This is a genomic window from Streptomyces sp. NPDC040610, from assembly GCF_055594065.1.
The window spans coordinates 419,543-444,599 of record NZ_JBVIXA010000005.1; the positions used below are offsets into that span (position 1 = coordinate 419,543).

A 25,057-nucleotide genomic window follows, 5' to 3' on the forward strand; every position below is an offset into this window, starting at 1 on the left:
TACCCGCTGACGTGCACCGCGGCGCCACCCAGGTCCGCCGCGCCCTCGCCGGGCGGGCTGTTCCGGCAGGCAGTAAGGGCGGGTGGGTGGGGGAAAGCCCGTCCGGCGATTGAGGACGAGGCCGGAGGCCGACTCTCTGGGACCACCCCGTTCGGCGCCCGAGAGTGCCGGGCTGTTGGGCGGCCCCGGGGATGGTTGGGCGGGTGGGTGGGAGAAAGCCTGTCCGGCGGTCTGAGGACGAGGCGCGGAGCGCCGATCGGGGGGAGTTGTCCCACCCGCACTGGACGTGTGCGCAGGCCGAGGTCCAGCAAGGCGCCCCCGCCAGCTCACGCGTGGAGCATCAGGCCGATCCCCGCAACCATGACCCCCGCCGCAACGATCCGCGACCACCCGAACTTCTCCTTGAAGAAGAGCGCCCCGATGGCCGCCCCGACGATGATGGAGGACTCGCGGAGGGCGGAGATGGGCGCGAGGTCGGCCCGCGTCTGGGCCCAGAGGACGAGCCCGTACGCGGCGACGGACAGCGCGGCCCCGAAGAGCCCGACGCCGACGAACGGCCGCAGCCGCGCCCCGAGTTCCCCGCGCCACCGGTACCAGGCGTACGCGGGCACGGCGATCCCTTCGAGAATCATCAGCCAGGCGATGTACCCGAGGGACGACCCGGAGGCGCGTACCCCGAGCCCGTCCACGACGGTGTACGCGGCGATGGACACCCCGGTCGCCAGCGCGGCCCCGATCGCCGCCCAGTCGGGCCGCCGCCCGGACCCGCGGATCCCCCACACGGCGAGCCCGGTGAGCCCGGCGGAACAGACGAGGACCCCCGCGGCCTGCCACCCGCCGGGCACCTCACCGGCGAAGACGGCGGCGAGCACGGTCACGACGAGCGGCGCGCTGCCACGGGCGATGGGGTAGGCCTGCCCGAAGTCCCCGAGCCGGAAGGACCGCATGAGCAGCACCATGTAGGCGACGTGCAGGACGGCGGAGAGGAGGAGGTAGGGCCAGGCTCCGGCGGCGGGGAGCGGGGCGAAGGGGGCGAGGAGGAGGCCGATGAGGGCGCCGCCGCCGGATATGAGGGTGAAGCCGAGGAGCTTGTCGGTGATGTGGTGGGCGATGGCGTTCCAGCTGGCGTGGGTGACGGCGGCCAGGAGGACGGCCCCCGCGACCAGCGGGGTCACTGAGCGGAGCCGGAGGTACCGGACTGCTCGCCCGCGCCGGACGGCGCCTCGCGTACGTCCACCAGCGTTCCGCCCGCCTGCGCGACCAGCTCCTCCGGCGCCATCGGGAAGACGGTGTACGGCGTACCCGCGGCGGCCCACACCACGGAGTGGCCGAGCAGCGACCGATCGGCGAGCACCCGCGTCGGGTTGGCGTGCCCGAAGGGCGGGACACCCCCGATCGCGTACCCCGTGGTCTCACGCACGACGTCCGCCTTGGCCCGCGTGACCTTCTCCGCGCCCAGCGCCCGCCGCACCAGCTCCACGTCGACACGCGACGAGCCGTCCATGAGGACGAGGACGGGCACCCCGTCGGCGGCGAAGATCAGCGACTTGCAGATCTGGCTGAGCTCGCAGCCGATCGCGGCGGCCGCCTCGGCCGCGGTCCGGGTCTGGTCCGGGAAGCGGCGGATGCGGTCGGGCAGGTCGTCGAGGCCGAGCCCGCGCAGGGCCTCGACGAAGCGGGGGTGGGCGCCGGATGCGCCCGTGGCGTTGTCCGTAGTGCTCATGCGCCGCACGCTAGCGGTACGTGTGTGGGCCACGCGACTGCGTATCGCGGCATCCCGGATACCGGACACCCGGCCCCGCGCACGGGACCAGGCGCACCCCGCACCCCGCCGTGCCTACTTCCCCACCAACAACATCTGCCGCACCACCGGCCCCGCCGCTTCCCCACCGTGCCCGCCGGCCTGCACGACCGCCGCCGCGGCCACGTCCCCGCGGTACGCGGTGAACCAGCCGTTGGGCTTCTTCTGGCCGTCGACCTCCGCGGATCCGGTCTTCGCGCCGGAGTCCGAGCCGAGGCCCGCCATGGGCTTGGCGGCGGTGCCGGACACGCCGGTGTAGTGCATGAGGTCGCGCAGGGCGGACGCCGTCTTCCCGGACATCTTGCGCGGCGCCGTGGCGAGTTGGCGGTCGTCGACGTCGGGCGAGACCAGATAGGGCTGGCGGAACGTGCCGGACTTCACGGTCGCGGCGACCGACGCCATGTTCAGCGGGTTCATCCGGACGCCGCCCTGGCCGATGAGCGAGGCCGCCATCTGCGCGTGGGACTGCACCGGCACGGCGCCGTCGAACGAGGAGACGCCGACGGACCAGTTGTCACGGCCGAGGCCGAACACGTCCTGGGCCTGCTTCGTCAGGTCGTCGTTCGACAGCTTCTTCGCCTGCGTGATGAAGGCCGTGTTGCAGGACCGCGCGAAGCTGGCCCGGAACGTGCCGCCCTTGATCTGGAACTTGTTGTCGTTCTGGAACTTCCAGCCGCCGTACGTCTCGTACTTCGGGCACGGGTGCTTCTTGTCGACGCCCGCGAGACGCTTCTCCAGGAGCATCGACGAGGTGATGACCTTCATCGTGGAGCCGGGCGCGAGAGAGCCCTGGAAGGCCGTGTTGAAGCCGCCGGGGTTGGAGTTGGCGACGGCGAGGATCTCGCCCGTGGACGGCCTCACCACGACGACCGAGGCCTGCTTGCGCTTCGCCGTCTGCTTCTCCGCCTCGGCCTGCGTGCGCGCGCTGATCGTCGTCTTCAGCGTGCCCGGGGTGCCGGGGGACAGGGCGAGGAGCGTCTTGTCGGGGGTGTCCTTCGCGTCGCTCTTCTTCGCGGCGCCCTTGGCGCCCTTGGCGTCGTCGGCCGACTTCGCGTCGGCACGCACCACCCGCAGCTCGACGCCCGCCTTGCCGCCCGCCTCCTTGCCGAACTTCTCCCGCAGGCCGTCCAGGACCGTGCCGAGGGAGGGGTACTTGGCGGCCGTCAGCGGACCGCCGTTCCGGTCCACGGCCTTGATCGGCGGCACGCCCGCCGCGCCCGTGACGAGCCGGTCGCCGTCCCGCAGTTCGGGGTGGACGACCGACGGCCGCCAGGAGACGAGGACCCGGCCGTCGGCCGCGCGGCGCGCGACGCTCAGCGTGGAGTCGTACGCGTACCGCTTGTCCTTTCCCCCGTACGAGATCGTGGCCGCCGCCTTGAACGGCACCTTCGCGCTCTTGCGGGTGGCGGGCTTGCCCGGCTTCAGGCGCACCGCGGAGACCTTGGCCTCCTCGCGGTAGGCGGTGAGCGCGGCGCGGGCCGCCTTGCGGTCGTCCGTCAGGGCCGCGGCCGCGGCCACGTCGCCCTTCTCCCAGGCGGTGAGGAACGCCCGCGTGGTGGTGCGCACCTCGGCGGCGGTCGGTGGTCCCGTCGCCACCGTCTTCCCGTCGGACTCGCCGTCGCCCCCGCCGGACAGCGCGTACGCGGCGACCCCCACGCCGCACACGATCGCCACCGCCGCGCCGCCGAGCACGGCCGGGTGCGCCTTCTTGCGCTCGGTCGCACGTCTTCTCTTGCCCACAGACCCTCCGCCAATCCCCTTCGGCCCCCGCCGCACCCAACTCACCGGCTGCCCAACCTAGCGGCACCCGCGCACCCCTTCGACCACGGCATCGCCCGCCCGGGCGACCGGGCGCAGCAGCCGTAGCCCTGTCGTCACCCACGCGCACCCGTCACGCGCCCGTACGCAGCACCGCCGCCACGATCGGCCCCGCGGTGTCCCCGCCGTGCCCGCCCTCCTGCGCCATCGCGGCCACCGCCAGGTCCCCGCGGTAGCCCGCGAACCAGCTGTTGGGCCGCCGCTGGCCGTCGACCTCCGCCGACCCCGTCTTCGCGCCGACGTCCCCGCCGAGCCCCGCCATGGCCCGCGCGCCCGTGCCCGCGACCGCCGTCCGCCGCATCATCTGCCGCAGTTGGGCGACGGTGCCCGCGGACAGGCCGTGCGCGGTGGCCAGTTCCTCGCCGATGAGGGACTTCGGTACGAGGACGGGCTGGCGGAAGGAGCCGGTCATGGCCGTCGCCGTCACCGACGCCAGGTTCAGCGGGTTCAGCTGCACCTGGCCCTGGCCGATGGCGTTGGCGGCGCGGTCGGGCCCGGTGGACGCGGGCACCACGCCGTCCGACGACGTGATGCCGGTGCGCCAGTCGTCCCGGCCGAGCCCGAAGTTGCCCTGCGCCTCCTCGGTCAGCGAGGCGTCCGTGAGCGGCTTCTCGTCGACCAGCTTCACGAACGCGGTGTTGCAGGACCGCGCGAAGCTGTCCGCGAGGGTCGCCCTGCCGTTCGGCGCCATGCCCTTGAGGTTGTGGAAGGTCTGGCTCTGCCAGGTCGCCTCGGGGGTGCAGGGCGCGGGCCCCGAAGCCTTCGTGACGCCCCGGTCGATGAGCATCGCCGCCGTCACGATCTTCATGGTGGAGCCGGGCGCCAGCTTGCCCTCGAAGGCCGCGTTGAACTCGTCCTCGCGGTGGTTGGCGACGGCGAGCACCTCGCCGGTGCTGGGCCTGACCGCGACCACCGACGACTCGGCGTACCGGGCCACCGCGCCCTCCGCGGCCCGCTGCGCCGCGGCGCTCAGCGTCGTCCGCAGCGTGCCGGCCCGGCCCTCGGCGAGGGTGAGCAGCGTCGTCGTACCGGTGTTCGCGCCCTCACGCTCGATGTACAGCTCGACGCCGGGCCTGCCGCCCGCCCGGTCGCCGTACTTGGAGCGGAGCTGCTCCAGGACGGGCGCGAGCGACGGGTACGCCTTCGCGGTCAGCGTCCGGCCGTCGCGGTCGACGGCCCTGATGGGCGGCGCCGCGGCCTCGCCGGTCTCCAGCGTGTCGCCCGCGCGCAGGTCCGGGTGCACGACGTCCGCCCGCCAGTCCACCAGGGCCCGCCCGCTGTGGACCCCGCGGACCACCTTGAAGGCGGAGGAGTACCGCAGCGGCTTGCTCTTCCCGTCGTACGCCACCGTGGCGCGCACCGTGAACGGCACCCGCGCCCCGCTGATCCGGCCCGCCGTCAGCCGCACCTTCCCGATGTGCGCGTCCTCGCGATAGCCGGTCAGGGCCTCGGCGGCCACCGCCGCGTTGTCCGTGTACGCCGCCGCGCCGTCCGCGTCGCCCTTCGCCCAGGCGGCGAGGAACGCGGCGGCCGTCTCCTTGACCTCCGCGCGCGTCGGCGGCCCGCTCCTGCGCGCGGCGCTCTTCGCCGAGGACGACGAACCGCCGTCGGCGTTCACCGCCGTCACCACGTTGTACGCGCCATACCCGGAACCCCCCACCAGGACGGCGAACACCCCACCGACCAGAGCAGCCTTCGCTCCTTTGCGCATCAAGCGCTCCCTCCCCAGGAATCCCATCAGCCTAAGAGGGCCCCGGGACGGGAGGCGCGAAAAGCGTCGGGTGTTATCCGAAGGTGTCCGTTTATCGCTGTCAGACCCAGGTATCAAGCCACATTCTGGACCGCCAGGAATCGATCGGGATCGCCTGGCCGGTATAGATCGGCCAGAAGTAAATGAAATTCCAGAAGATCAGCAGGACCAGTACGCCGGACGCCGCCGCGCCCACCACCCGGCGGCGTTCCGAGGAACCCGGTGGTCCCAGGATCGCGCCGATCATCATGGCGAGGGCCAGGCACAGGAACGGCACGAAGACCACGGCGTAGAAGTAGAAGATGGTCCGTTCCTGGTACATGAACCAGGGCAGATATCCCGCCGCGACCCCGCACACGATCGCGCCCGCGCGCCAGTCCCTGCGGAAGAACCAGCGCCACAGGACGTAGAGCAGCGCGATGGCGGCCGCCCACCAGAGCAGGGGCGTGCCGAGCGCGAGGACCTCGCGGGCGCACTTCTCCTTGGTGTCGGCGGGACAGCCGTCCGTGCCGGGCGAGGGCGACTCGTAGAAGTACGAGACCGGGCGGCCGTCGACGATCCAGCTCCACGGGTTGGACTGGTAGGTGTGCGGCGAGGACAGGCCGACGTGGAAGTCGTAGACCTTGTTCTCGTAGTGCCACAGGCTGCGCAGCCAGTCCGGCAGCCAGGACCAGCCGCTGTCCTTGCCGTCGGTCGCCGCCCAGTTGCGGTAGTAGCCGCCGCTGCCGTCGCTCGGCGAGAGGATCCAGCCCAGCCACGACACCAGATAGGTGAACACCGCGACCGGCACCGTGGCCACGAACGCGGGCAGCACGTCCCGCCGCACCGCCGCCAGATACGGCCGGTCCGCCCCGGCCACGCGCCGCGCGCCCACGTCCCACAACACGGTCATCAGGCAGAAGAAGACCATGATGTAGAGGCCGTTCCACTTCGTGGCGAAGGCCAGGCCCAGGCAGAGCCCGGCCGCCCAGCGCCACGGCCTCCGCCCCAGGCGCAGGGTGTGCGCCACGTACGCGTCCGGGCGCGCGATCCCGTCGGCGTCCACCGGCAGCGCCGCCGCGAGTCTCGCGCGCGCCTTGTCCCGGTCGATCAGCAGACAGCCGAACGCCGCGAGCACGAAGAACATCAGGACCTGGTCGAGCAGCGCCGTGCGGCTCATCACGAAGTGCAGGCCGTCCACGGTGAGCAGCGCGCCCGCGAGACACCCGAGGAACGTCGAGCGGAAGAGGCGGCGCCCGATCCGGCACAGCATCAGGACCGACAGCGTGCCGAGCACCGCCGTCATGAACCGCCAGCCGAACGGGTCGAAGCCGAACAGCCACTCCCCGACGCCGATCACGTACTTGCCGACCGGCGGATGCACCACGTACGCCGGGTCCGTGGGCAGCGCGATGTCGCCGCCCTGCTTGATCACCGACTCGTTGATCTTGTCGGGCCAGCTCAGTTCGTAGCCCTTGTGGATGAGGGCCCAGGCGTCCTTCGCGTAGTACGTCTCGTCGAATATCACGTCCTTGGGGCTGCCGAGGTTCCAGAACCGCAGCACCCCCGCCACCAGCGCGACCGCCAGCGGGCCCAGCCAGCCCGACCAGCGCATCAGCCGCTGCGACAGCTGCCGGGGCACCCCGAGCGCCACCCACAGCCGCTCACCCGGCTGCGCGTACGGCGGGACGAGCCGCTCCCGCACATCTCCTCTGGGCCGGGCCGCGTGGCCGAAGCGGCGCAGCCGGTGCTGCCACGACGACGGCTGGCGCTCCTCGGCTGCCTGGCCCTGGCGGGTGTCCGGGGAAGACGCGGTACTGGTCACCGCGCCATCGTAGGGAACCCGACTGTGACAGTCCCGCGCCCGGCCCCTGCGAGGATGGATCCGTGACAGGAAGCGCAGATTCAGTCGTCAGTCCGTCCGGAAGCGCCGAGACCCCGGCTTCCGTCGGCACCCTCGTCCTCGCGGGCACCCCCATCGGCGATGTCGCGGACGCGCCGCCGCGGCTCGCCACGGAGCTGGCCGGGGCCGATGTCGTGGCCGCCGAGGACACCCGCAGGCTGCGCCGGCTCACGCAGGCGCTCGGCGTGCAGGTGGGCGGCCGGGTCGTGTCGTACTTCGAGGGCAACGAGGCGGCGCGCACGCCCGAGCTGGTCGAGGCCCTGGCCGACGGGTCGCGGGTACTCCTGGTGACGGACGCGGGCATGCCGTCGGTGTCCGACCCCGGCTACCGCCTCGTGGCCGCCGCCGTCGAGCGCGGCATCCGGGTCACGGCCGTGCCGGGGCCCTCCGCCGTCCTCACCGCCCTCGCCCTGTCCGGGCTGCCCGTGGACCGCTTCTGCTTCGAGGGCTTCCTGCCGCGCAAGGCGGGCGAGCGGCTCTCGCGGCTTCGCGAGGCGGCCGAGGAGCGGCGCACGCTGGTGTACTTCGAGTCGCCGCGCCGCCTGGACGACACCCTCGCCGCGATGGCGGAGGCCTTCGGCGACGAGCGCAGGGCCGCGGTGTGCCGGGAGCTGACCAAGACGTACGAGGAGGTCCGCCGCGGCTCGCTGAAGGAGCTGGCCGAGTGGGCCGCGCCCGGCGACGTACGCGGTGAGATCACCGTGGTGGTCGAGGGCGCCCCCGAGAAGGGTCCCGCGGAGCTGGGTCCTGAGGAGCTGGTGCGCAGGGTCCGGGTGCGCGAGGAGGCGGGGGAGCGGCGCAAGGAGGCCATCGCTGCGGTCGCGGCCGACGCGGGGCTGCCCAAGCGGGAGGTGTTCGACGCGGTGGTGGCGGCGAAGAACGCGGGGGCCCGAGCGGGCGGGTGACCCGGCGCACAGGTCACGGTTCCGGCGCAGGGGGCGCGCGGAAGAGCCCATCGGCGGGCAAAGGACTATCGTGAATGTTAAAGCGCGGGTCGCGCACCAGGCCGGTTTTCTATGGAAAGGCCAAATCGCGCCCAACAGTCGACAGGTCTGATGCGCTCGCTTCGGGAAAGGCGTCCACTGGTTTCAGGGGCGCACCCGTCCCACACTGTCGGACCGGGTCAGGAAAGATCCCGGCCGGCGGTGCTTGTCCAGCGGACAAGAGGAGCTGGCATGAGTGAGATCGCAGACACCGGTCACCGCACCGCGGCTGTCAATGTCGTCCATGAGTCCTATGCCTTCGCCTGCATGCGCTGCGGGCACGGCTGGGAGCAGTCGTACGAGATCGAGCACCACGTCGACGGCAAGGGCCAGGAATTCGTGATGTACGTGGCGGACGGCCAGCGGGTGCCGTCGCCGCTGACCCGGCCCACCTGCCTGAACTGTGGCGGGCACGTGGTGCGCATCATGCGGGCGGGTCAGGTGTCCTCGGTGCGGTCGGCACTCGAGTCGCTGCATCATCGGCAGGCCGCTCAGCGTGTGGCCCGGGGCGGGACGGCTGCCGCCGCAGAGGGCGCGCCCGCCGCCGACGAGTCGGGCCCCGAGCCCAAGCACCACTGGCACCTCTCGGACCTGCTGCACCCCTTCCACCACCGCAAGGCGGGCTGACCTTCGCGGGGCGCCCCAGGCCCGCCCCTTTCCCGAAACTGGGGCTCCGCCCCAGACCCCGCTCCTCAAACGCCGGAGGGGCTGGATCTTGCGGCACATATCCAGCCCGTCCGGCGTTTGAGGACGAGGCGCGGAGCGCCGATCAGCGGGGTCCAGGGGGCGCAGCCCCCGGTTTCGGAGAAGGGGCGGGATTGGGGAAAGCCCCGCAGGGCTTCGTACGATCGCCGCATGCCTGCCGACAAGAACGCCGCACCCCCGCAGCCGGAACCCCTGCGCGTGCCGGTCGCCGACTCCCACACCCACCTCGACATGCAGTCGGGCACCGTCGAGACCGCCCTCGCCAAGGCGGCCGAGGCGGGCGTGACGACGGTCGTGCAGGTGGGCTGCGACGTGGCGGGCTCCCACTGGGCCGCCGACACCGCGGCCACCCACCCGCAGGTGCACGCGGCCGTGGCCCTGCACCCGAACGAGGCACCACGCATCGTGCACGGCGACCCCGACGGCTGGTCGCGCCAGGGCGCCCGCCCCGCCGGGGGCGAGAGCGCCCTGGACGAGGCGCTCGCCGAGATCGACCGGCTCGCCGCCCTCCCGCACGTGAAGGGCGTCGGCGAGACCGGCCTCGACCACTTCCGCACGGGCCCCGAGGGCAAGGCCGCCCAGGAGCGCTCCTTCCGCGCCCACATCGAGATCGCCAAGCGGCACGGCAAGGCCCTGGTCATCCACGACCGGGAGGCCCACGAGGACGTGTTGCGGATCCTGAAGGAGGAGGGTGCCCCCGAGCGCACCGTCTTCCACTGCTACTCCGGCGACGCCGCCATGGCCCGGATCTGCGCGGAACACGGCTACTTCATGTCCTTCGCGGGCAACGTCACGTTCAAGAACGCCCAGCCGCTGCGCGACGCGCTCGCCGTCGCCCCGCTGGAACTCGTCCTCGTCGAGACCGACGCGCCCTTCCTGACCCCCGCCCCGTACCGCGGACGGCCCAACGCCCCCTATCTCATTCCGGTCACGCTCCGCGCCATGGCCGAGGTCCGGGGCATCGACGAGGACACCATGGCCGCGGCGATCTCCTCGAACACGGCCCGCGCCTTTGATTACTGATCGATAACGACCGAAGGTTTCCCGGGCCTGACAGCTTGGGTCAACACGGCGACACAGAGTAGTCATCCTGCTTTGGAGAGTGACGGCACCTCCGCTAGGTTCTGCAAGCCGATCTGCACTTGGCTTGTCAGTGGTCACTTGTCAGCTGGAGCGTCGTCGTGAGCAAACCGCAGTACGAGACGTACGAACAGCCGCAGTACGCGCCGCACGGGCCGCACGGTTCGTACGACGCCTACGACGCCTACGACCCGTACGGGCCCGCGTACGGATACGAGGGCGCGGGCGTCGGCGGGGGCGCGGCGGACGGGCCCGCGACGCAGGTGTTCACCGCCGCGGAGTTCAGCGCGGCGGACGCGTTCGACCGGGCCGAGGGGTTCGCCGGGAACGGGGTGCCCACGCAGGTCTTCGGGGCGGGCGGCGCCGTCGTGGACGAGCTGCCGACGCGGGCGTTCACGCCGGACGCGTTCGCCGGGGGCGGCTTCGCGGTGGATCCGTCGGTGGACCGGGGCGGGGGCGCGTACGGGTATCCGCACTCCGGTGCGCAGGGGTACGCGGGGGCGGCGGACGGGCGGGACGGCCGGGGGGCCGGCGAAGGGGTGGCGGGGGACGTGGCGTTCGACGACGAGGGGCTCGGCGACGGGGTGGCCGGGGACGAGGGGGGCGACGGCGAGGCGTTCGACGGCGATGGCGACGGGGTCGGTGACGGGCGGGCCGGGGCGCGGCGGGGGGCGCGGCGCAGGCGGAGCGCCGAGCGGCCCGACGGACTGCGCAGGCTCGTGCCGCAGGCGCTGGTCGTCGCGTTCCTCGCGGGCGGCACCTCCGCCTTCATCGCCAACGACAAGGCCGTCCAGCTCACCGTCGACGGCAAGGCACGCACCCTGCACACCTTCGCCGACGACGTGGGCGAACTCCTCGCCGACGAGGGCGTGGACGTCGGCGCGCACGACATCGTCGCCCCCACCACGGCCACCGCCCTCGCCAGCGGCGACGAGATCGCCGTCCGCTACGGACGGCCCGTCCAGCTCACCCTCGACGGCCACCGCCGCGAGGTCTGGACGACCGCCCGCACCGTCGACGGGGCGCTCCAGCAGCTCGGGGTGCGCGCCGAGGGGGCGTATCTGTCGGCCTCGCGCAGCAAGCGCATCGCCCGTGAAGGGCTCGACCTGGACGTCCGTACCGAACGCACCGTGACGATCATGGCCGACGGGCGGTCCCGGACCATCCGTACGAACGCCGCGACCGTCGGCGAGGCCGTCGAGGAGTCCGGGGTGACCCTGCGCGGCTCCGACACCACCTCCGTGCCGCCCGGCAGCTTCCCGCGCGACGGGCAGACCGTCACCGTCATGCGGATCTCCGGCCGCAAGGAGGTCCGCGAGGAGCCGATCCCGTTCGACGTCCGCAAGACCGAGGACGCCTCGCTGCCGCGCGGCACGGAGGTCGTGGCGCAGGCCGGGCGGGCGGGCGCGCGGCGGATCACGTACTCGGTACGCACCGTCAACGGCGTGAAGCAGAAGCCGAAGCGGTTGCGGAGCGAGGTGGTGCGGGAGCCGCAGACGCGGATCGTGAAGGTCGGCACGAAGGTCGTGCCGACCGCGGTCGCCGGGGCCGAGGGGCTCAACTGGGGCGCCCTCGCGGCGTGCGAGTCCGGGGGGCGGGCCTCGGCCGTCGACCCCTCCGGCACGTACGGCGGGCTCTACCAGTTCGACACCCAGACCTGGCAGTCCCTCGGCGGCGCGGGCCGCCCCCAGGACGCCCCCGCCGCGGAACAGACCCACCGGGCGAAGAAGCTCTACGTCCAACGGGGTGCCAGCCCCTGGCCCCACTGCGGCCGCCGCCTCTGACGTGCGACTGGCGCAACCAGCCCCTCCCCGCCGCTCCGCGGCGGATGCCTCCCACCCGCCCACCCATGACTGGAACCGCCAGGCTTCGGGCCGGCACCAGACTCCCCGGCACCACACCCCCAGCCACCCCGTGCTCCCGGTGCCGCGTCCGGCTGTTCGGCGTCGCTGGGGTGGGTGGGGGAGGAGGGGGCTCCGAGCGAGCCCAACGGTCGGGATTCCGGCCTGTCCGGCACTTGGGCACGGGCAGGGGTGCGGTGGCGGGCGGGGTTCCGTTCTGTCCGGCGTTCGGGGACGGGCAGGCTGCGGCCGACGGTGGGTGTTTCAGCCCGTCCGGCGTTTGAGGACGAGGCGCGGAGCGCCGACAGCGGGGGACAGGGGCGGAGCCCCATAGTCGGGGCGGCCGGGCCGAACGGCCCGGCGGCGGGCGCGGGCCGAGGGGGGGCGCGGGCCGACCGGCCGGCGGGGCCGGGGGCGGCGCGCCCCCGGGGCAACCGCACGAGCAGGTGAGCGGCGGACCCAGGGCTACCCTGGGGCGGTGAGCACCACCGAGCAAGGCCCCCTCCTCGGCCCCGCCGACATCCGCGACCTCGCCGCGACCCTCGGCGTACGCCCGACCAAGCAGCGCGGCCAGAACTTCGTCATCGACGCGAACACGGTCCGCCGTATCGTCCGCACCGCGGACGTCGGCCCGGACGACGTCGTCGTCGAGGTCGGCCCGGGCCTCGGCTCGCTGACCCTGGCCCTCCTGGAGACCGCGTCCCACGTGACCGCCGTGGAGATCGACGACGTGCTCGCCGCGGCCCTCCCGGCGACGGTCGAGGCCCGCATCCCGCAGAAGGCGGCCTCCTTCGACCTGGTCCACAGCGACGCCATGCTGGTGCGCGAGCTCCCGGGGCCCGCCCCGACCGCCCTGGTCGCGAACCTCCCGTACAACGTCGCCGTACCGGTCCTGCTGCACATGCTCGACACCTTCCCCAGCATCGAGCGCACGCTGGTGATGGTGCAGGCGGAGGTCGCCGACCGCCTCGCCGCCGACCCCGGCTCGAAGGTCTACGGCGTCCCGTCGGTGAAGGCGAACTGGTACGCCGAGGTCAAGCGCGCGGGCGCCATCGGCCGCAATGTCTTCTGGCCCGCCCCGAACGTCGACTCGGGCCTGGTGTCGCTGGTGCGCCGCGCCGAGCCCCTGAAGACCACCGCGTCCAAGCGGGAGGTGTTCGCCGTCGTCGACGCGGCCTTCGCCCAGCGCAGGAAGACGCTGCGCGCGGCCCTCGCGGGCTGGGCGGGCTCCGCCGCGGCGGCCGAGGCGGCGCTGGTGGCGGCGGGCGTCTCGCCGCAGGCGCGCGGCGAGTCCCTGACGGTGGAGGAGTTCGCGAGGATCGCGGAGAACAAGGCGGGGGCCACCGCGGAGATCAAGGCCGAGCCCACCGGCGACGGGTCCACCGCCGACTAGCCCACCGCCGACCAGCCCAGCGGCAACGGGCCCCGACGGCCAGCCCGCCGCGAGCGCCCGCCGAGCACCGCCCGAAACCACCACCCAGCGCAAGGGAAACAAGGACCCCCGCCAGTGACCACGCCCCCCGGCACCACCACGCCCCCCGGCACCACCGCCCCCCGCGGCATCACCGTCCGCGTCCCCGCCAAGGTCAACGTCCAGCTCGCCGTCGGCGCCGCGCGCCCCGACGGGTTCCACGACCTCGCGAACGTCTTCCTGGCCGTCGGCCTGTACGACGAGGTCACGGTGACCCCGGCGGACGAGCTGCGGGTGACCTGTGAGGGTCCGGGCGCGGACCAGGTCCCCCTGGACCGGACGAACCTGGCGGCGCGCGCGGCGGAGGCGCTGGCCGCGCGGTACGGCCGCCGGGCCGACGTGCACCTCCACATCGCCAAGGACATCCCCGTCGCGGGCGGCATGGCGGGCGGCAGCGCGGACGCCGCGGCCGCCCTGCTGGCGTGCGACGCGCTGTGGGGGGCCGGGGCGTCCCGGGCCGAACTCCTCGACATCTGCGCCGAGTTGGGCAGCGACGTGCCGTTCGGCCTGGTCGGCGGCGCCGCCCTCGGCACCGGGCGGGGCGAGAAGCTGACCGAGCTGCCCGTCGGCGGCACCTTCCACTGGGTGTTCGCCGTCGCCGACGGCGGCCTCTCCACCCCGGCGGTGTACCGCGAGTTCGACCGCCTCACGCCGGAGGCCCCCGCCCCCGAGGCGTCCGAGCCCCTGCTCGCGGCCCTGCGCACCGGCGACGCCACCACCCTCGCGGGCACCCTCGCCAACGACCTCCAGGCCGCTGCCCTCTCCCTCTTCCCGTCGCTCGCCGACACCCTGAGGACGGGCACGGCCGCGGGCGCCCTCGCCGCGATCGTCTCCGGCTCCGGGCCCACCACGGCCTTCCTCGTCAAGGACGAGGAGGCGGCGGAGCGCGTGGCCGGGGCCCTGCTCGCCTCGGGCACCTGCCGGGCCGCCCGGGTGGCGCGGTCGCCCGCCCCGGGCGCGACGGTGATCGAGCCGCGCGCCTAGGACGGCCGCGTACGTCCCGCCCAGCGGGCACCCGCCGCCGAAGACCCCGGGGCCCGACTACGCTGGACGATCGATCGCATTCCGTCGTCAGGAGAGAAATGGCCGTCAACCTGGTCAATGTCGAGGCAGTCAGCAAGGTGTACGGCACCCGCGCGCTGCTCGACGGTGTCTCGCTCGGTGTGTCCGAGGGGGACAGGATCGGCGTGGTCGGGCGCAACGGTGACGGGAAGACGACCCTCATCCGCATGCTCGCCAAGCTGGAGGAGGCCGACACCGGACGCGTCACGCACAGCGGCGGGCTGCGGATCGGGGTGCTCACGCAGCACGACTCGCTCGACCCGGCGGCCACCGTGCGGCACGAGGTCATCGGCGACCTCGCCGACCACGAGTGGGCGGGCAACGCGAAGATCCGGGACGTGCTCACGGGCCTGTTCGGCGGGCTCGACCTGCCCGGGTTCCCGCAGGGGCTCGACACCGTCATCGGCCCGCTGTCCGGCGGCGAGCGGCGGCGCATCGCGCTCGCGCAGCTCCTGATCGCCGAGCAGGACCTGATCGTCCTCGACGAGCCGACCAACCACCTCGACGTGGAAGGCATCTCCTGGCTCGCCCGGCATCTGCGCGAGCGCCGCTCGGCGCTGGTGTGCGTCACGCACGACCGGTGGTTCCTGGACCAGGTGTGCACACGGATGTGGGACGTGCAGAAGGGCACGGTCTACGAGTACGAGGGCGGGTACTCCGACTACGTGTTCGCGCGCGCCGAGCGCGAGCGCATCGCCGCCACCGAGGAGACCAAGCGGCAGAACCTGGTCCGCAAGGAGCTGGCGTGGCTGCGGCGCGGCGCCCCGGCCCGCACGTCCAAGCCCCGGTTCCGGGTGGAGGCGGCCAACGAGCTGATCAAGGACGTGCCGCCGCCCCGCGACACCAGCGAGCTGATGAAGTTCGCCACCACCCGGCTCGGCAAGACCGTCTTCGACCTGGAGGACGTGAGCGTCCAGGCCGGGCCCAAGCTGCTCCTGAAGCATCTGACCTGGCAGCTCGGCCCCGGCGACCGCATCGGCCTGGTGGGCGTGAACGGCGCGGGCAAGACCTCGCTGCTGCGCGCCATGGCCGAGGCGGCCCGGACGGCCGGTGAGACGCAGCCCGCCGCGGGCCGGGTCGTGGTCGGCAAGACGGTCAAGCTGGCCTATCTGTCGCAGGAGGTCGCCGAGCTGAAGCCGACGCTCCGGGTCCTTGAGGCCGTGCAGCAGGTGCGGGAGCGGGTCGACCTCGGCAAGGGCCGGGAGATGACCGCGGGCCAGCTGTGCGAGACGTTCGGGTTCAGCAAGGAGAAGCAGTGGACGCCCGTCGGCGACCTGTCCGGCGGTGAGCGGCGCAGGCTGCAGCTGCTGCGCCTGCTCATGGACGAGCCGAACGTCCTCTTCCTCGACGAGCCCACCAACGACCTCGACATCGAGACGCTGACGCAGCTGGAGGACGTGCTCGACGGGTGGCCCGGCTCGATGGTGGTGATCTCCCACGACCGGTTCTTCGTCGAGCGCACCACGGACCGGGTGTTCGCTCTCATGGGTGACGCGACGATGCGGATGCTGCCGCGCGGCATCGACGAGTACCTGGAGCGCAGGAACCGGATGGCGGAGGCCGCGGCGGCCTCGGTCGCCCCGGCGCCCGCCGCCGCTGCCCCGGGCGGGACGAAGGCCGTGTCGGCCGCCGACGCGCGCGCCGCGAAGAAGGAACTCCAGAAGATCGAACGGCAGCTGGACAAGATTTCCGAAAAGGAGACCAAGCTGCACGCGCAGATCGCCGATAACGCCACAGACTTTGAAAAGGTGGCGAAATGGGACGCGGAGCTACGCGAACTTGTCGGCGAGCGCGAGGAGTTGGAGATGCGTTGGCTGGAACTCGCGGAGGATGCGTGAGTTTCCCGTAACAGACGCATTACAGGCCGGTCCTCCCTTGGGAACAGGGGCAGGACCGGCCCCGTCGATGGCCGGATCGGAGTGATAGAAAGGGCAGCCTGAGCACCACTTGGCGTGCCGAAAAATCAGTGAAGGGGGAAGCGCTGATGACTCAGCCGCCCAACCAGCCGCCCCATGGCGGCTTCGGAGCTCCACAGGATCCACAGCAGGGCGCGACCCCGCAGCCCGGCTATGGGTACCCCCAGCAGCAGCCCGGCCAGGCAGGCCCCTACGGCTATCCGCAGCAGCCAGGACCGTACGGCCAGCCCACGCAGCCGGGGCAGGCGGGCCCCTACGGCCAGCCCACCCAGCCCGGCCAGCCCGGTCCCTACGGCCAGCAGCCCGGCCCCTACGGGCAGCCCACCCAGCCCGGCCAGCCGGGCCCCTACGGCCAGCAGCCGGGCTACGGCTACCCGCAGCAGACGCCCACCGGCGCCCCGGGCACCCCGCCCCCGAGCGGCGGCAAGGGGCCCTTCAAGGGCAAGACCGCCGTGATCATCGGGGCGGCCGTGGCTGCCCTCCTGGTCGCGGGCGGCGCCGTCTTCGCGCTCTCCGGCGGCGACGACAAGAAGAAGTCCGAGTCGAAGAACAAGAACCCCAAGTCCTCCGCCCCGGCCAACCCGGGCGACGGCAGCGGCGACGGCCACGAGGGCAAGGAGAACCTCAACGAGGGCCGCCAGTCCGGCGAGGCCAAGGTCCTCTGGTACAAGGAGGCCCCCAAGGCCCCCGGCAAGGGCGCCGACGCCCCCGGCATGTGGGTCGAGGACGGCATCGCGGTCAAGGCCGCGTACCGGGAACTGCTCGCCTACCACGTCGACTCCGGCAAGCCCGCCTGGGACGCGATCAAGCTGCCGCAGGAGATCTGCGCGGCAACGCCGCAGGTCAGCGACGACGGCAAGATCGTCGTCGCGTACAAGGCCGGGATGAAGCGGACCGCCGAGTGCGACCAGCTTCAGGTCATCGACCTGAAGACGGGCAAGAAGGGCTGGCAGAAGCAGACCACGGAGAAAGGTCTCTTCGACTCCACCGTCGGCCTGGAGCTGAGCATCACCGGCGACACGCTGATGGTCGGCCGCTCCCAGTCCGGCACCGCCTACAGCGTCAGCGACGGCGACAAGCTGTTCGACGCGGAGAAGAAGGACGAGGGCACCTGCTTCCCGGCCGGGTTCACCGGCGGCGACCGCATGCTGATGAAGTTCTCGTGCGGGGCGAGCACGCCCACCGAGCACGACGAGGTCGTGGAGCTCGACCCCAAGACTGGCAAGATCCAGTGGACGAAGAAGTTCCCCAAGGGCTGGCGCCTGGAGCACGTCTACTCCACCAGCCCCACCGTCCTCTACGCCACCAACGAGGACAAGAAGCAGTGGAACATCACCACGCTGAAGTCCGGCAGCTCCGCCACCCGCTCCGAGGTCCAGGTGAACGAGGACTTCGCGCCCGAGTGCGGCTGGGGCGGCCTCGGCGGTGACCTGCAGGCCTGCTCCGGCGCCGTCGCCGACGACAAGTACCTCTACCTGCCGACCAAGAAGACGTCCGGCGCCAACCAGATCGTCGCGATCAGCCTGGCCAGCGGCAAGGAGGCCTGGCGGACGAAGTCCCCGCTGGCCACCTCGATGGTGCCGATGAAGACCCAGGGCGGCGACCTGGTGGCGTACGTCGAGCCGTCGTACGACTCCGGCGGTCGCGTCGTGTCCATCGGGACCAGCGGCTCGCACACACCGAAGACACTGCTGCAGAACCCGGCGGGGACGTCGAAGATCGAGAACGGCTTCTACTCGAAGGCGGTCGACTACGTGGACGGGCGCTTCTACCTCTCCACCACCCGGCTCTCCGGCACCGCTCAAGGCCGCGAGAAGCTGATGCTGGCCTACGGCAAGTGACCCTCCCCACCGCTCAGTCACCCCTTCCGTCCCCCCAAGGAAAGACGTCATGACACAGCCGCCCCAGCCTCCCAACCAGCCGCCGCAGGGTGGGTTCGGCGCCCCCCAGGACCCCCCGCCCGGAGGGTTCGGCGCTCCCCAGCCGCCCCAGCAGCCCGGTTACGGCTACCCGCAGGCGCCGCAGCCCCCGCAGACCCCGCCGCCCGCGGCCCCTGCCGCCCCGCCCGCGGCCCCGCAGACGCCTCCGCCGCCCCCGCAGGGCCAGCCGGGCCAGCCGAACTACGGCTACCCGCAGGCGCCGGGAGCCCCCGGCACCCCGCCGCCCGCCGCGCCCGGCACCCCGCCGCCCTCCTACGCCCAGCCGACGCAGGCGGCCTTCCCGGCCGTGGGCCAGCAGCCCCCCGGCTACGGCTACCCGGGCCAGCCCGGCCAGCCCGCCCCGCAGCAGGGCTACGGCTTCCCGCAGCCGCCGACCATGCCGATGCAGCCCCAGCCGGGCGGCGGCGGTGGCGGCAAGAAGCCCAACAAGCAGATGCTGATCATCGTCGCGGCCGTCGCGGCCATCGGCCTGATCGTCGGCGGCGGTGTCATCTACGCCGGTTCGAAGAAGGACGACGACAAGAAGAACAGCGCCGACGGCGGCGACGGCAAGGGCGGCAAGGGCAAGAAGGGCGGCTCCGACGGACCGCCCGCCGCCGGTGGCCCCGCCAAGGAGAAGGTCCCGGGGAACACCAGCGCCAAGGTCGGCTTCCAGGTCCCGGCGCCCGAGGTGCCCAAGGACAGCGTGTGGAGCGTCGCGGGCTCCTGGCTCACCGACGACACGTACGTCAAGAGCGGCTACACGGGCAAGGACAAGGACCACGCCCTCATCGCCTACGACCCCGCCTCCGGCAAGCAGAAGTGGACGATCCCGCTGGCCGGTGAGACCTGCGCGGTCTCCAAGGAGGTCACCGACGAGGGCATCGCCGCGGTCGTCTACAAGGACGCCAAGTCCACCAAGGCGAACAAGTACCCCGACTGCAGCCAGGTCTCCGCGGTCGACCTGAAGTCCGGCAAGAAGCTGTGGACGGAGAGCGTCTCCGGCAGCGGCTCGCCCGTGGAGTTCGAGGAGATCGCCATCTCCGGCGACACCGTCGCCGCGGGCGCGGGCACCGGCGGCACCGGTGCCGCCTGGAGCCTGTCCGGCAAGCTGCTGTGGAAGCCGAAGATCGGCGACGAGTGCAAGGACGCCGGTTACGCGGGCGGCGACCAGCTCGTCGCGGTCCGCAAGTGCGGTGGCTACGGCGACGAGAAGCTGAAGATCCAGCTCCTCGACCCGAAGACCGGCAAGGACAAGTGGAGCTATCCGCTGACCGCCGGCGTCGACAACGCCAAGATCATCTCGACCAACCCGATCGTCTTCGGCCAGGACACCGAGGAGATCACGGCGAGCGGCGCCACGGACGTGTTCTCGCTCAGCAACGCGGGCAAGCTGCGCGCCCGCATCAAGCTGGAGGACGGCAAGTACTCGCACGACTGCGAGGTCAACAAGTGGGCGAGCTGCAGCGCCATCGTCGTCGGCAACGACAAGCTGTACGTGCCCACGCGCCAGCACGACGCGGGCGGCTCCGACTACGGCTTCACCAACGAGATCATCGCGTTCTCGCTGGCCACCGGCAAGACGACCGGTGACCGCGCCGACGCGGGCGACGACGGCGAGATGTTCCCGATCCGCATGGACGGCGGCAACCTCCTCGCGTACAAGGGCGGCGGCTACAACAAGGGCGCCAAGGTCGTCTCGCTCGACGGCAAGTCGATGAAGGAGACCACGCTCCTGCAGACGCCCGCGACCGAGTCCGTCAGCCGCGCCATCAGCGGCATGGTCCCGAAGTCCAACGAACTCCTCTACACCGGCGGCAACTTGTTCTTCGGCAAGAAGCTGATCAGCAAGCCGTACTCCAAGGACGACAAGGAGTTCATCGCGCTGGGCTTCACCACCCAGTAGCCGCTCCCGAAGCGTCACCCGGCCCCGCGCTCGCCCGAACGAGTGCGGGGCCGTTTCGCGTTGCCCGGGTTCACGCTCCGTACTCGCGTGCTGGACCCGCTGTGCGCATACCGGGAGGCCGCCGTGTCCATGCTTCTGAACGGCCTTGATTGAGGCATTCCGGGCCGCTTCTGCACGGTAGGGGCAGCGCAATGTCGAACAAGCGTGTAGCTTCCGGGGGATGGAGGGCCGGGGCCCCCGATCCGTGGGGGGATCATTGGGGGAATCCGTGGGGGACTTTGGGGGGTTGCGCTGTGGGTGTGCGGCTCATGGTGGTCGACGACCACCGATTGCTCGCCGAGGCACTCGCCTCGGCGCTGAAGCTGCGCGGGCACCGGGTGCTCGCCGCGGCGGCGCCCGCCGCCGGGGCGGCGGAGCTGGTGATCAGTCGGGCGCCGGAGGTGTGCCTGCTCGGCACGGCCACACCGGCGGAGCCGGGCATGTTCGACCCGGTGGTGCGGATCAAGCGGGAGCGGCCGCAGGTCGCCGTGGTGGTGCTCGGGCCCGTTCCGTCGCCCCGGGGCATCGCCGCGGCCTTCGCCTCCGGCGCGTCCGGATACGTACGTCATGACGAGCGCATCGAAGGAGTCGAGCGCGCCATCATGAAGGCGCGCGCCGGGGAGGCCGCCGTCGCGCCCCAATTGCTCCAAGGCGCCTTCAGCGAGCTGCTCAATCCCGCCGCCCAGCCCGACGACGAGGGGCAGCGGCTCCTTCAGATGCTCACTCCGCGTGAGGTGGAGGTGCTTGTGCGGGTCGCCGACGGGGAGGACACGCGGCTCATCGCCGCCGGGATGGGGATCGCGCCCAGTACGGCACGGACCCATGTGCAGCGGGTGCTGATGAAGCTCGGGGTCGGGTCCCGGCTTGAGGCGGCCGCGCTCGCCGCGCGGACGGGGCTGCTCGATCGGGCCGAGCGGAGTGGGGGTGGGGAGGGGGAGCCCGCCGGGGGCGGGGAGCCCCACGACGGGCTGAAACGTTAGGCGTACTGGCCCGGGACGTAGTCGCCCGCGGGCTGTTGGGTGATGACGTTTCCCCGGTTGAAGGTGTTGATGAGGGCGATCTGGCCCACCAGTGCGGCGAGTTGCTCCTCGTCGTAGTGCTTGGCGGCGTTCGCCCAGGCCTCGTCCGTGACTCCGCCCGCGGCGTCCGCGATGCGGGTGCCCTGTTCCGTCAGCTCCAGGGCGGCGCGCTCGGCGTCGGTGAAGACCTTGGCCTCGCGCCAGGCGGCGATCAGGTTCAGGCGGAGCGAGGTCTCGCCGGCGGCCGCCGCGTCCTTGGTGTGCATGTCGAGGCAGCCGCCGCAGCCGTTGATCTGGCTGGCGCGGATCTTCACCAGTTCGAGGGTCGCGGCGGGGACCGTCGACTCGGCGAGGACCTTGTTCGCCGCGATGATGTGCTTCCAGAACTTCATCGCGGTCGGGTTCGCGAACATGTTCAGACGGGCTTCCATGGCGTGCTCCTCTGCCGTTGTCATGGGCTTGCACACCTAGGACGGAGGTGGGGCGGGGCCATGTGACATGGACGGGTGTGACCTGCGTCGCAGCAGTCCGGTGAGCCCTCCCTCCGGTGGTCCTACAGGCGGTGCGCCCCCGCCGACGCCACCGCGGGGAAGACGCGCGGCTCCGCGTGACCGGCCGCCGCGAACGCCTCCTGGACCGACTTCGCGAGGGACTCCGCGTCCGCCGCCTCGGCCAGGACGACCGCGGAGCCGCCGAAGCCGCCCCCGGTCATCCGGGCCCCGAGCGCCCCGGCCGCGACCGCCGTCTCCACCACGAGGTCCAGCTCCGGGCAGGAGATGCGCAGGTCGTCCCGGAGCGAGGCGTGGCCCTCGGTGAGGACGGGGCCGATGCCGCGCACGTCGCCGGCGTCGAGGAGGGCGATGACCCGCTCGACGCGGTGGTCGTCGGAGACGACGTGCCGGACGTAGCGGCGCACCTTCTCGTCGTTCAACCGGCCGAGGGCGGTGGGGAGTTCGGCGTACGGGACGTCGCGGAGGTGGGAGACGCCAAGGGCCCGCGCGCCCGCCTCGCATCCGGCCCGCCGCTCCGCGTACGCCCCGTCGCCGAGGGCGTGCTTGACGCGGGTGTCGACGACCAGGAGCGTCAGGCCGTGCGCGGTCAGGTCGAAGGGGACGTGGCGCACGGACAGGTCGCGGCAGTCCAGGTGCAGGGCGTGCCCGGGCTCGCAGGCCGCGGCCGCCATCTGGTCCATGACGCCGCAGGGCACGCCGACGAAGGCGTTCTCGGCGCGCTGGGCGAGCAGGGCCAACTCGCGGCGGGTCAGGTCCAGTTCGTAGAGGTCGTTCAGGGCGAGGGCGGTGACCACCTCCAGGGCGGCGGAGGAGGACAGGCCCGCGCCGGTCGGGACGGTGGACGCCAGGTGCAGGTCCGCGCCGCCGACCGCGTGGCCCGCGTCCCGCAGCGCCCAGACGACACCCGCCGGGTACGCGGCCCAGCCCCCGTCGGACAGCGGCGTCAGGGAGTCCACGGCCAGCTCGACGACGGGGCCCCCGATGTCCGCGGAGTGCAGGCGCAGGACCCCGTCGTCACGCCGGGCCACCGCGGCGACCGCGGTGTGCGGCAGCGCGAGGGGCATCACGAAGCCTTCGTTGAAGTCCGTGTACTCGCCGATGAGGTTGACGCGGCCCGGTGCCGCCCACACCCCGGCGGGCTCGTGGCCGTACAACGCCCTGAAGGCGTCGATGAGTTCGGCGGTCGGCTTCGTGACGGCGGACATCTGCGGGTTACCCCCTCTGCTGGGCGAAGGCCCAGGCGTCGGCGACGATGCCCGCGAGGTCCGCGCGGGACGGGTTCCAGCCGAGCCGCTCACGGGCGGTGGCGGCGGAGGCCACGAGGACCGCCGGGTCGCCGCCGCGGCGGCCCGCGACGACCTCGGGGATCGGGTGGCCGGTGACCTGGCGGGCGGTCTCGATGACCTCGCGCACGGAGAAGCCGTTGCCGTTGCCCAGGTTGCAGATCAGATGCTCGCCGGGCGTCGCGGCGTCCAGGGCGAGCAGATGGGCGTCGGCGAGGTCGGCGACGTGGATGTAGTCGCGCACGCAGGTGCCGTCCGGCGTCGGGTAGTCGTCGCCGAAGACCGAGATGGCCTCGCGCCTGCCCTGGGCGACCTGGAGGACGAGCGGGATGAGGTGCGACTCGGGGTCGTGCCGCTCGCCGCAACTGCCGTACGCACCCGCCACGTTGAAGTACCGAAGGGACACGGCACCGAGTCCGTGCGCCGCCGCCTCACCGGTGATCATGTGGTCGACGGCGAGCTTGGAGGCGCCGTAGGGGGAGGTGGGGGCGGTCGGGTCGGTCTCGGTGATGGGGGTGCTCACGGGTTCGCCGTACGTCGCCGCCGTCGAGGAGAACACCAGCTTGCGCACGCCCGCCTCGCGCATCGCGGAGAGCAGCGCCATGGTGCCGCCGACGTTGTTGTCCCAGTACTTCTCGGGCTTCACCACGGACTCGCCGACCTGCGAGAAGGCGGCGAAGTGCAGCACCGCGTCGTACGGGGCCCCGCCGTCGACGTGCAGCCACTTGGCGGCGTCACGGATGTCGCCCTCGATGAACGTCGCGCCCGCGGGCACGCCCTCGCGGAAGCCGGTGGAGAGGTTGTCGAGGACCGTCACCTCGTGCCCGGCCTCGATCAGATGCTGGGCGACGACACTGCCGACATAGCCGGCGCCACCCGTGACCAGGTACTTCCCACTCATCAACTCGCTACCTCTCGCAGTCGCTGGGCCGCGGCCTCCGGCGGCACATCGTTGATGAACACACTCATGCCGGATTCGGAACCCGCGAGGAACTTCAGCTTGCCCGAAGTGCGGCGAATGGTGAAAAGCTCGAGGTGGAGCGCGAAGTCGTCCCTGTTGACGCCCTCGTACTCCGTCAGCGCCGTGAACGGCGCCTGGTGCCAGGCCGCGATGTACGGCGTCGGCGGCTCGGCGCCGCCCTCGCGCTCGCCCGCGCCGAAGATCCGGTCGAAGCGCCGCAACAGTTCCAGGTACACCTGGGGAAACTCTGTGCGAGCCGCTTCGTCGAGGCCGAGCAGGTCGGGCACGCGGCGCTTGGGGTAGAGGTGCACCTCGTAGGGCCAGTGCGCGGCGTACGGCACGAAGGCCACCCAGTGCTCGGCGTCCAGGACGACGCGCTCACTGGCGCGCTCCTCGGCGAGGACGTCGTCGAAGAGGTTGCGTCCTTCGGTGGCCGCGTGGTGGTCGGCCAGGGAGCGCAGCATCAGGGCCGTGCGCGGGGTGACGAAGGGGTAGGCGTAGATCTGCCCGTGCGGGTGGCCGAGGGTCACGCCGATCTCGGCGCCCCGGTTCTCGAAGCAGAAGACCTGCGCGACGGACGGCAGGTGCGACAGCTCGGCGGTGCGGTCCGTCCAGGCGTCCAGGACCAGCGCGGCCTGCTCCTCGGTGAGGTCGGCGAAGGACGCGGTGTGGTCGGGGGTGAAGCAGACGACCTCGCAGCGGCCCGCGTCGCCCGCGAGGGAGGGGAAGCGGTTCTCGAAGACCACGACGTCGTACGAGGAGTCGGGGACCTCGGTGCGGCGGCCGCCGGTGGAGGGGCACAGGGGGCACTCGTCGGCCGGGGGGTGGTAGGTGCGGCCCTGGCGGTGCGAGGCGATGGCGACGCTGTCGCCGAGGAGGGGGTCGCGGCGGACCTCGGAGGTGGTGGCGACGGGGTCCAGGGGCCTGCTGTCGACCGCCGTGCGGACGGCGTCGTCGCGCACGTCGTAGTAGATGAGCTCACGACCGTCGGCGAGACGAGTCGAGGTCTTCTTCACGTTCGGGGCTCCTTACACCGCCCGCCAACAGAACCGAACACAACAAACCACAAGCCAACAAGCTCGTCAATGCCTGCGGTGCTTGTCGGAGCG

At 72.4% G+C, this 25,057-nt stretch carries 19 protein-coding genes; 10 read left to right on the forward strand and 9 right to left on the reverse strand.

Annotation, left to right across the window (positions count from 1 at the left end):
- Nucleotides 1-326: 326 nt before the first annotated feature.
- The 5 genes from ACZ6AA_RS20640 to ACZ6AA_RS20660 all read right to left on the reverse strand — a co-directional run bounded on the left by ACZ6AA_RS20640 (nt 327) and on the right by ACZ6AA_RS20660 (nt 7,173).
- A complete protein-coding gene (locus ACZ6AA_RS20640) occupies nt 327-1,175 on the reverse strand; it encodes an EamA family transporter (protein ID WP_468482545.1) in 849 nt (282 codons plus the stop codon).
- Complete coding sequence (locus tag ACZ6AA_RS20645; RefSeq protein WP_468482544.1) at nt 1,172-1,723, reverse strand: YbaK/EbsC family protein; 552 nt, start codon at nt 1,721-1,723, stop codon at nt 1,172-1,174. Before ACZ6AA_RS20645 ends, ACZ6AA_RS20640 begins: the two co-directional genes overlap by 4 nt.
- A 114-nt stretch (nt 1,724-1,837) precedes the next feature.
- Complete coding sequence (locus tag ACZ6AA_RS20650; protein ID WP_471459337.1) at nt 1,838-3,541, reverse strand: penicillin-binding transpeptidase domain-containing protein; 1,704 nt, start codon at nt 3,539-3,541, stop codon at nt 1,838-1,840.
- Nucleotides 3,542-3,692: 151 nt separating this feature from the next.
- Nucleotides 3,693-5,330, reverse strand: a complete 1,638-nt coding sequence (locus ACZ6AA_RS20655) for a penicillin-binding transpeptidase domain-containing protein (RefSeq protein ID WP_471459339.1) — start codon at nt 5,328-5,330, stop codon at nt 3,693-3,695.
- Nucleotides 5,331-5,430: 100 nt separating this feature from the next.
- A complete protein-coding gene (locus tag ACZ6AA_RS20660) occupies nt 5,431-7,173 on the reverse strand; it encodes a dolichyl-phosphate-mannose--protein mannosyltransferase (RefSeq protein ID WP_468459945.1) in 1,743 nt (580 codons plus the stop codon).
- 62 nt (nt 7,174-7,235) lie between these two features.
- Here ACZ6AA_RS20660 and rsmI point away from each other — a divergent pair, with 62 nt between their 5' ends.
- The 10 genes from rsmI (at nt 7,236) to ACZ6AA_RS20710 (ending at nt 21,153) form a co-directional block, all read left to right on the forward strand.
- Nucleotides 7,236-8,156 (forward strand): 16S rRNA (cytidine(1402)-2'-O)-methyltransferase, encoded by a 921-nt coding sequence (rsmI, locus tag ACZ6AA_RS20665; RefSeq protein ID WP_471459340.1) that lies wholly within the window; start codon nt 7,236-7,238, stop codon nt 8,154-8,156.
- A gap of 270 nt (nt 8,157-8,426) precedes the next feature.
- Nucleotides 8,427-8,861 (forward strand): hypothetical protein, encoded by a 435-nt coding sequence (locus ACZ6AA_RS20670; protein ID WP_468459943.1) that lies wholly within the window; start codon nt 8,427-8,429, stop codon nt 8,859-8,861.
- 228 nt (nt 8,862-9,089) lie between these two features.
- Nucleotides 9,090-9,962, forward strand: a complete 873-nt coding sequence (locus tag ACZ6AA_RS20675; RefSeq protein ID WP_471459342.1) for a TatD family hydrolase — start codon at nt 9,090-9,092, stop codon at nt 9,960-9,962.
- Nucleotides 9,963-10,120: 158 nt separating this feature from the next.
- Nucleotides 10,121-11,803, forward strand: a complete 1,683-nt coding sequence (locus ACZ6AA_RS20680) for a ubiquitin-like domain-containing protein (RefSeq protein WP_468459940.1) — start codon at nt 10,121-10,123, stop codon at nt 11,801-11,803.
- 535 nt (nt 11,804-12,338) lie between these two features.
- Nucleotides 12,339-13,253 carry a 16S rRNA (adenine(1518)-N(6)/adenine(1519)-N(6))-dimethyltransferase RsmA gene (gene rsmA, locus ACZ6AA_RS20685; protein ID WP_468459938.1) on the forward strand — a complete coding sequence of 305 codons (915 nt, stop codon included), beginning with the start codon at nt 12,339-12,341 and terminating at the stop codon, nt 13,251-13,253.
- Between the two features lie 114 nt (nt 13,254-13,367).
- Nucleotides 13,368-14,315 (forward strand): 4-(cytidine 5'-diphospho)-2-C-methyl-D-erythritol kinase, encoded by a 948-nt coding sequence (locus tag ACZ6AA_RS20690; protein WP_471459344.1) that lies wholly within the window; start codon nt 13,368-13,370, stop codon nt 14,313-14,315.
- A 98-nt stretch (nt 14,316-14,413) separates the two neighbouring features.
- A complete protein-coding gene (locus tag ACZ6AA_RS20695; protein WP_468482541.1) occupies nt 14,414-16,231 on the forward strand; it encodes an ABC-F family ATP-binding cassette domain-containing protein in 1,818 nt (605 codons plus the stop codon).
- A gap of 146 nt (nt 16,232-16,377) precedes the next feature.
- Complete coding sequence (locus ACZ6AA_RS20700; protein WP_468459932.1) at nt 16,378-18,150, forward strand: outer membrane protein assembly factor BamB family protein; 1,773 nt, start codon at nt 16,378-16,380, stop codon at nt 18,148-18,150.
- 49 nt (nt 18,151-18,199) lie between these two features.
- Entirely contained in the window at nt 18,200-20,134 is a 1,935-nt protein-coding gene (locus ACZ6AA_RS20705; RefSeq protein ID WP_468459930.1) for an outer membrane protein assembly factor BamB family protein, read from the forward strand.
- A 293-nt stretch (nt 20,135-20,427) separates the two neighbouring features.
- The gene (locus ACZ6AA_RS20710; RefSeq protein WP_468459928.1) at nt 20,428-21,153 is read left to right on the forward strand and encodes a helix-turn-helix transcriptional regulator; all 726 of its coding nucleotides are present in this window, start codon (nt 20,428-20,430) and stop codon (nt 21,151-21,153) included.
- Here the strand turns inward: ACZ6AA_RS20710 and ACZ6AA_RS20715 are convergent.
- The 4 genes from ACZ6AA_RS20715 to galT all read right to left on the reverse strand — a co-directional run bounded on the left by ACZ6AA_RS20715 (nt 21,150) and on the right by galT (nt 24,964).
- A complete protein-coding gene (locus ACZ6AA_RS20715; protein ID WP_468459926.1) occupies nt 21,150-21,623 on the reverse strand; it encodes a carboxymuconolactone decarboxylase family protein in 474 nt (157 codons plus the stop codon). The two genes, ACZ6AA_RS20710 and ACZ6AA_RS20715, sit on opposite strands and share 4 nt — an antisense overlap.
- A 122-nt stretch (nt 21,624-21,745) precedes the next feature.
- Nucleotides 21,746-22,909, reverse strand: a complete 1,164-nt coding sequence (galK, locus tag ACZ6AA_RS20720; protein WP_471459347.1) for a galactokinase — start codon at nt 22,907-22,909, stop codon at nt 21,746-21,748.
- A 7-nt stretch (nt 22,910-22,916) separates the two neighbouring features.
- Nucleotides 22,917-23,888 (reverse strand): UDP-glucose 4-epimerase GalE, encoded by a 972-nt coding sequence (gene galE, locus ACZ6AA_RS20725; RefSeq protein ID WP_471459349.1) that lies wholly within the window; start codon nt 23,886-23,888, stop codon nt 22,917-22,919.
- Nucleotides 23,888-24,964 (reverse strand): galactose-1-phosphate uridylyltransferase, encoded by a 1,077-nt coding sequence (galT, locus tag ACZ6AA_RS20730; protein WP_471459351.1) that lies wholly within the window; start codon nt 24,962-24,964, stop codon nt 23,888-23,890. Before galT ends, galE begins: the two co-directional genes overlap by 1 nt.
- Nucleotides 24,965-25,057 lie beyond the last annotated feature (93 nt).

What these genes read in the sequence shown, in the direction of transcription:
- galK (WP_471459347.1), bottom strand. Translation starts at nt 22,909, where the DNA reads ATGTCCGCCGTCACGAAGCCGACCGCCGAACTCATCGACGCCTTCAGG.
- ACZ6AA_RS20675 (WP_471459342.1), top strand. Translation starts at nt 9,090, where the DNA reads ATGCCTGCCGACAAGAACGCCGCACCCCCGCAGCCGGAACCCCTGCGC.
- ACZ6AA_RS20705 (WP_468459930.1), top strand. Translation starts at nt 18,200, where the DNA reads ATGACACAGCCGCCCCAGCCTCCCAACCAGCCGCCGCAGGGTGGGTTC.
- ACZ6AA_RS20715 (WP_468459926.1), bottom strand. Translation starts at nt 21,623, where the DNA reads ATGGAAGCCCGTCTGAACATGTTCGCGAACCCGACCGCGATGAAGTTC.
- ACZ6AA_RS20645 (WP_468482544.1), bottom strand. Translation starts at nt 1,723, where the DNA reads ATGAGCACTACGGACAACGCCACGGGCGCATCCGGCGCCCACCCCCGC.
- galE (WP_471459349.1), bottom strand. Translation starts at nt 23,888, where the DNA reads ATGAGTGGGAAGTACCTGGTCACGGGTGGCGCCGGCTATGTCGGCAGT.
- ACZ6AA_RS20670 (WP_468459943.1), top strand. Translation starts at nt 8,427, where the DNA reads ATGAGTGAGATCGCAGACACCGGTCACCGCACCGCGGCTGTCAATGTC.
- ACZ6AA_RS20700 (WP_468459932.1), top strand. Translation starts at nt 16,378, where the DNA reads ATGACTCAGCCGCCCAACCAGCCGCCCCATGGCGGCTTCGGAGCTCCA.
- ACZ6AA_RS20695 (WP_468482541.1), top strand. Translation starts at nt 14,414, where the DNA reads ATGGCCGTCAACCTGGTCAATGTCGAGGCAGTCAGCAAGGTGTACGGC.
- ACZ6AA_RS20655 (WP_471459339.1), bottom strand. Translation starts at nt 5,330, where the DNA reads ATGCGCAAAGGAGCGAAGGCTGCTCTGGTCGGTGGGGTGTTCGCCGTC.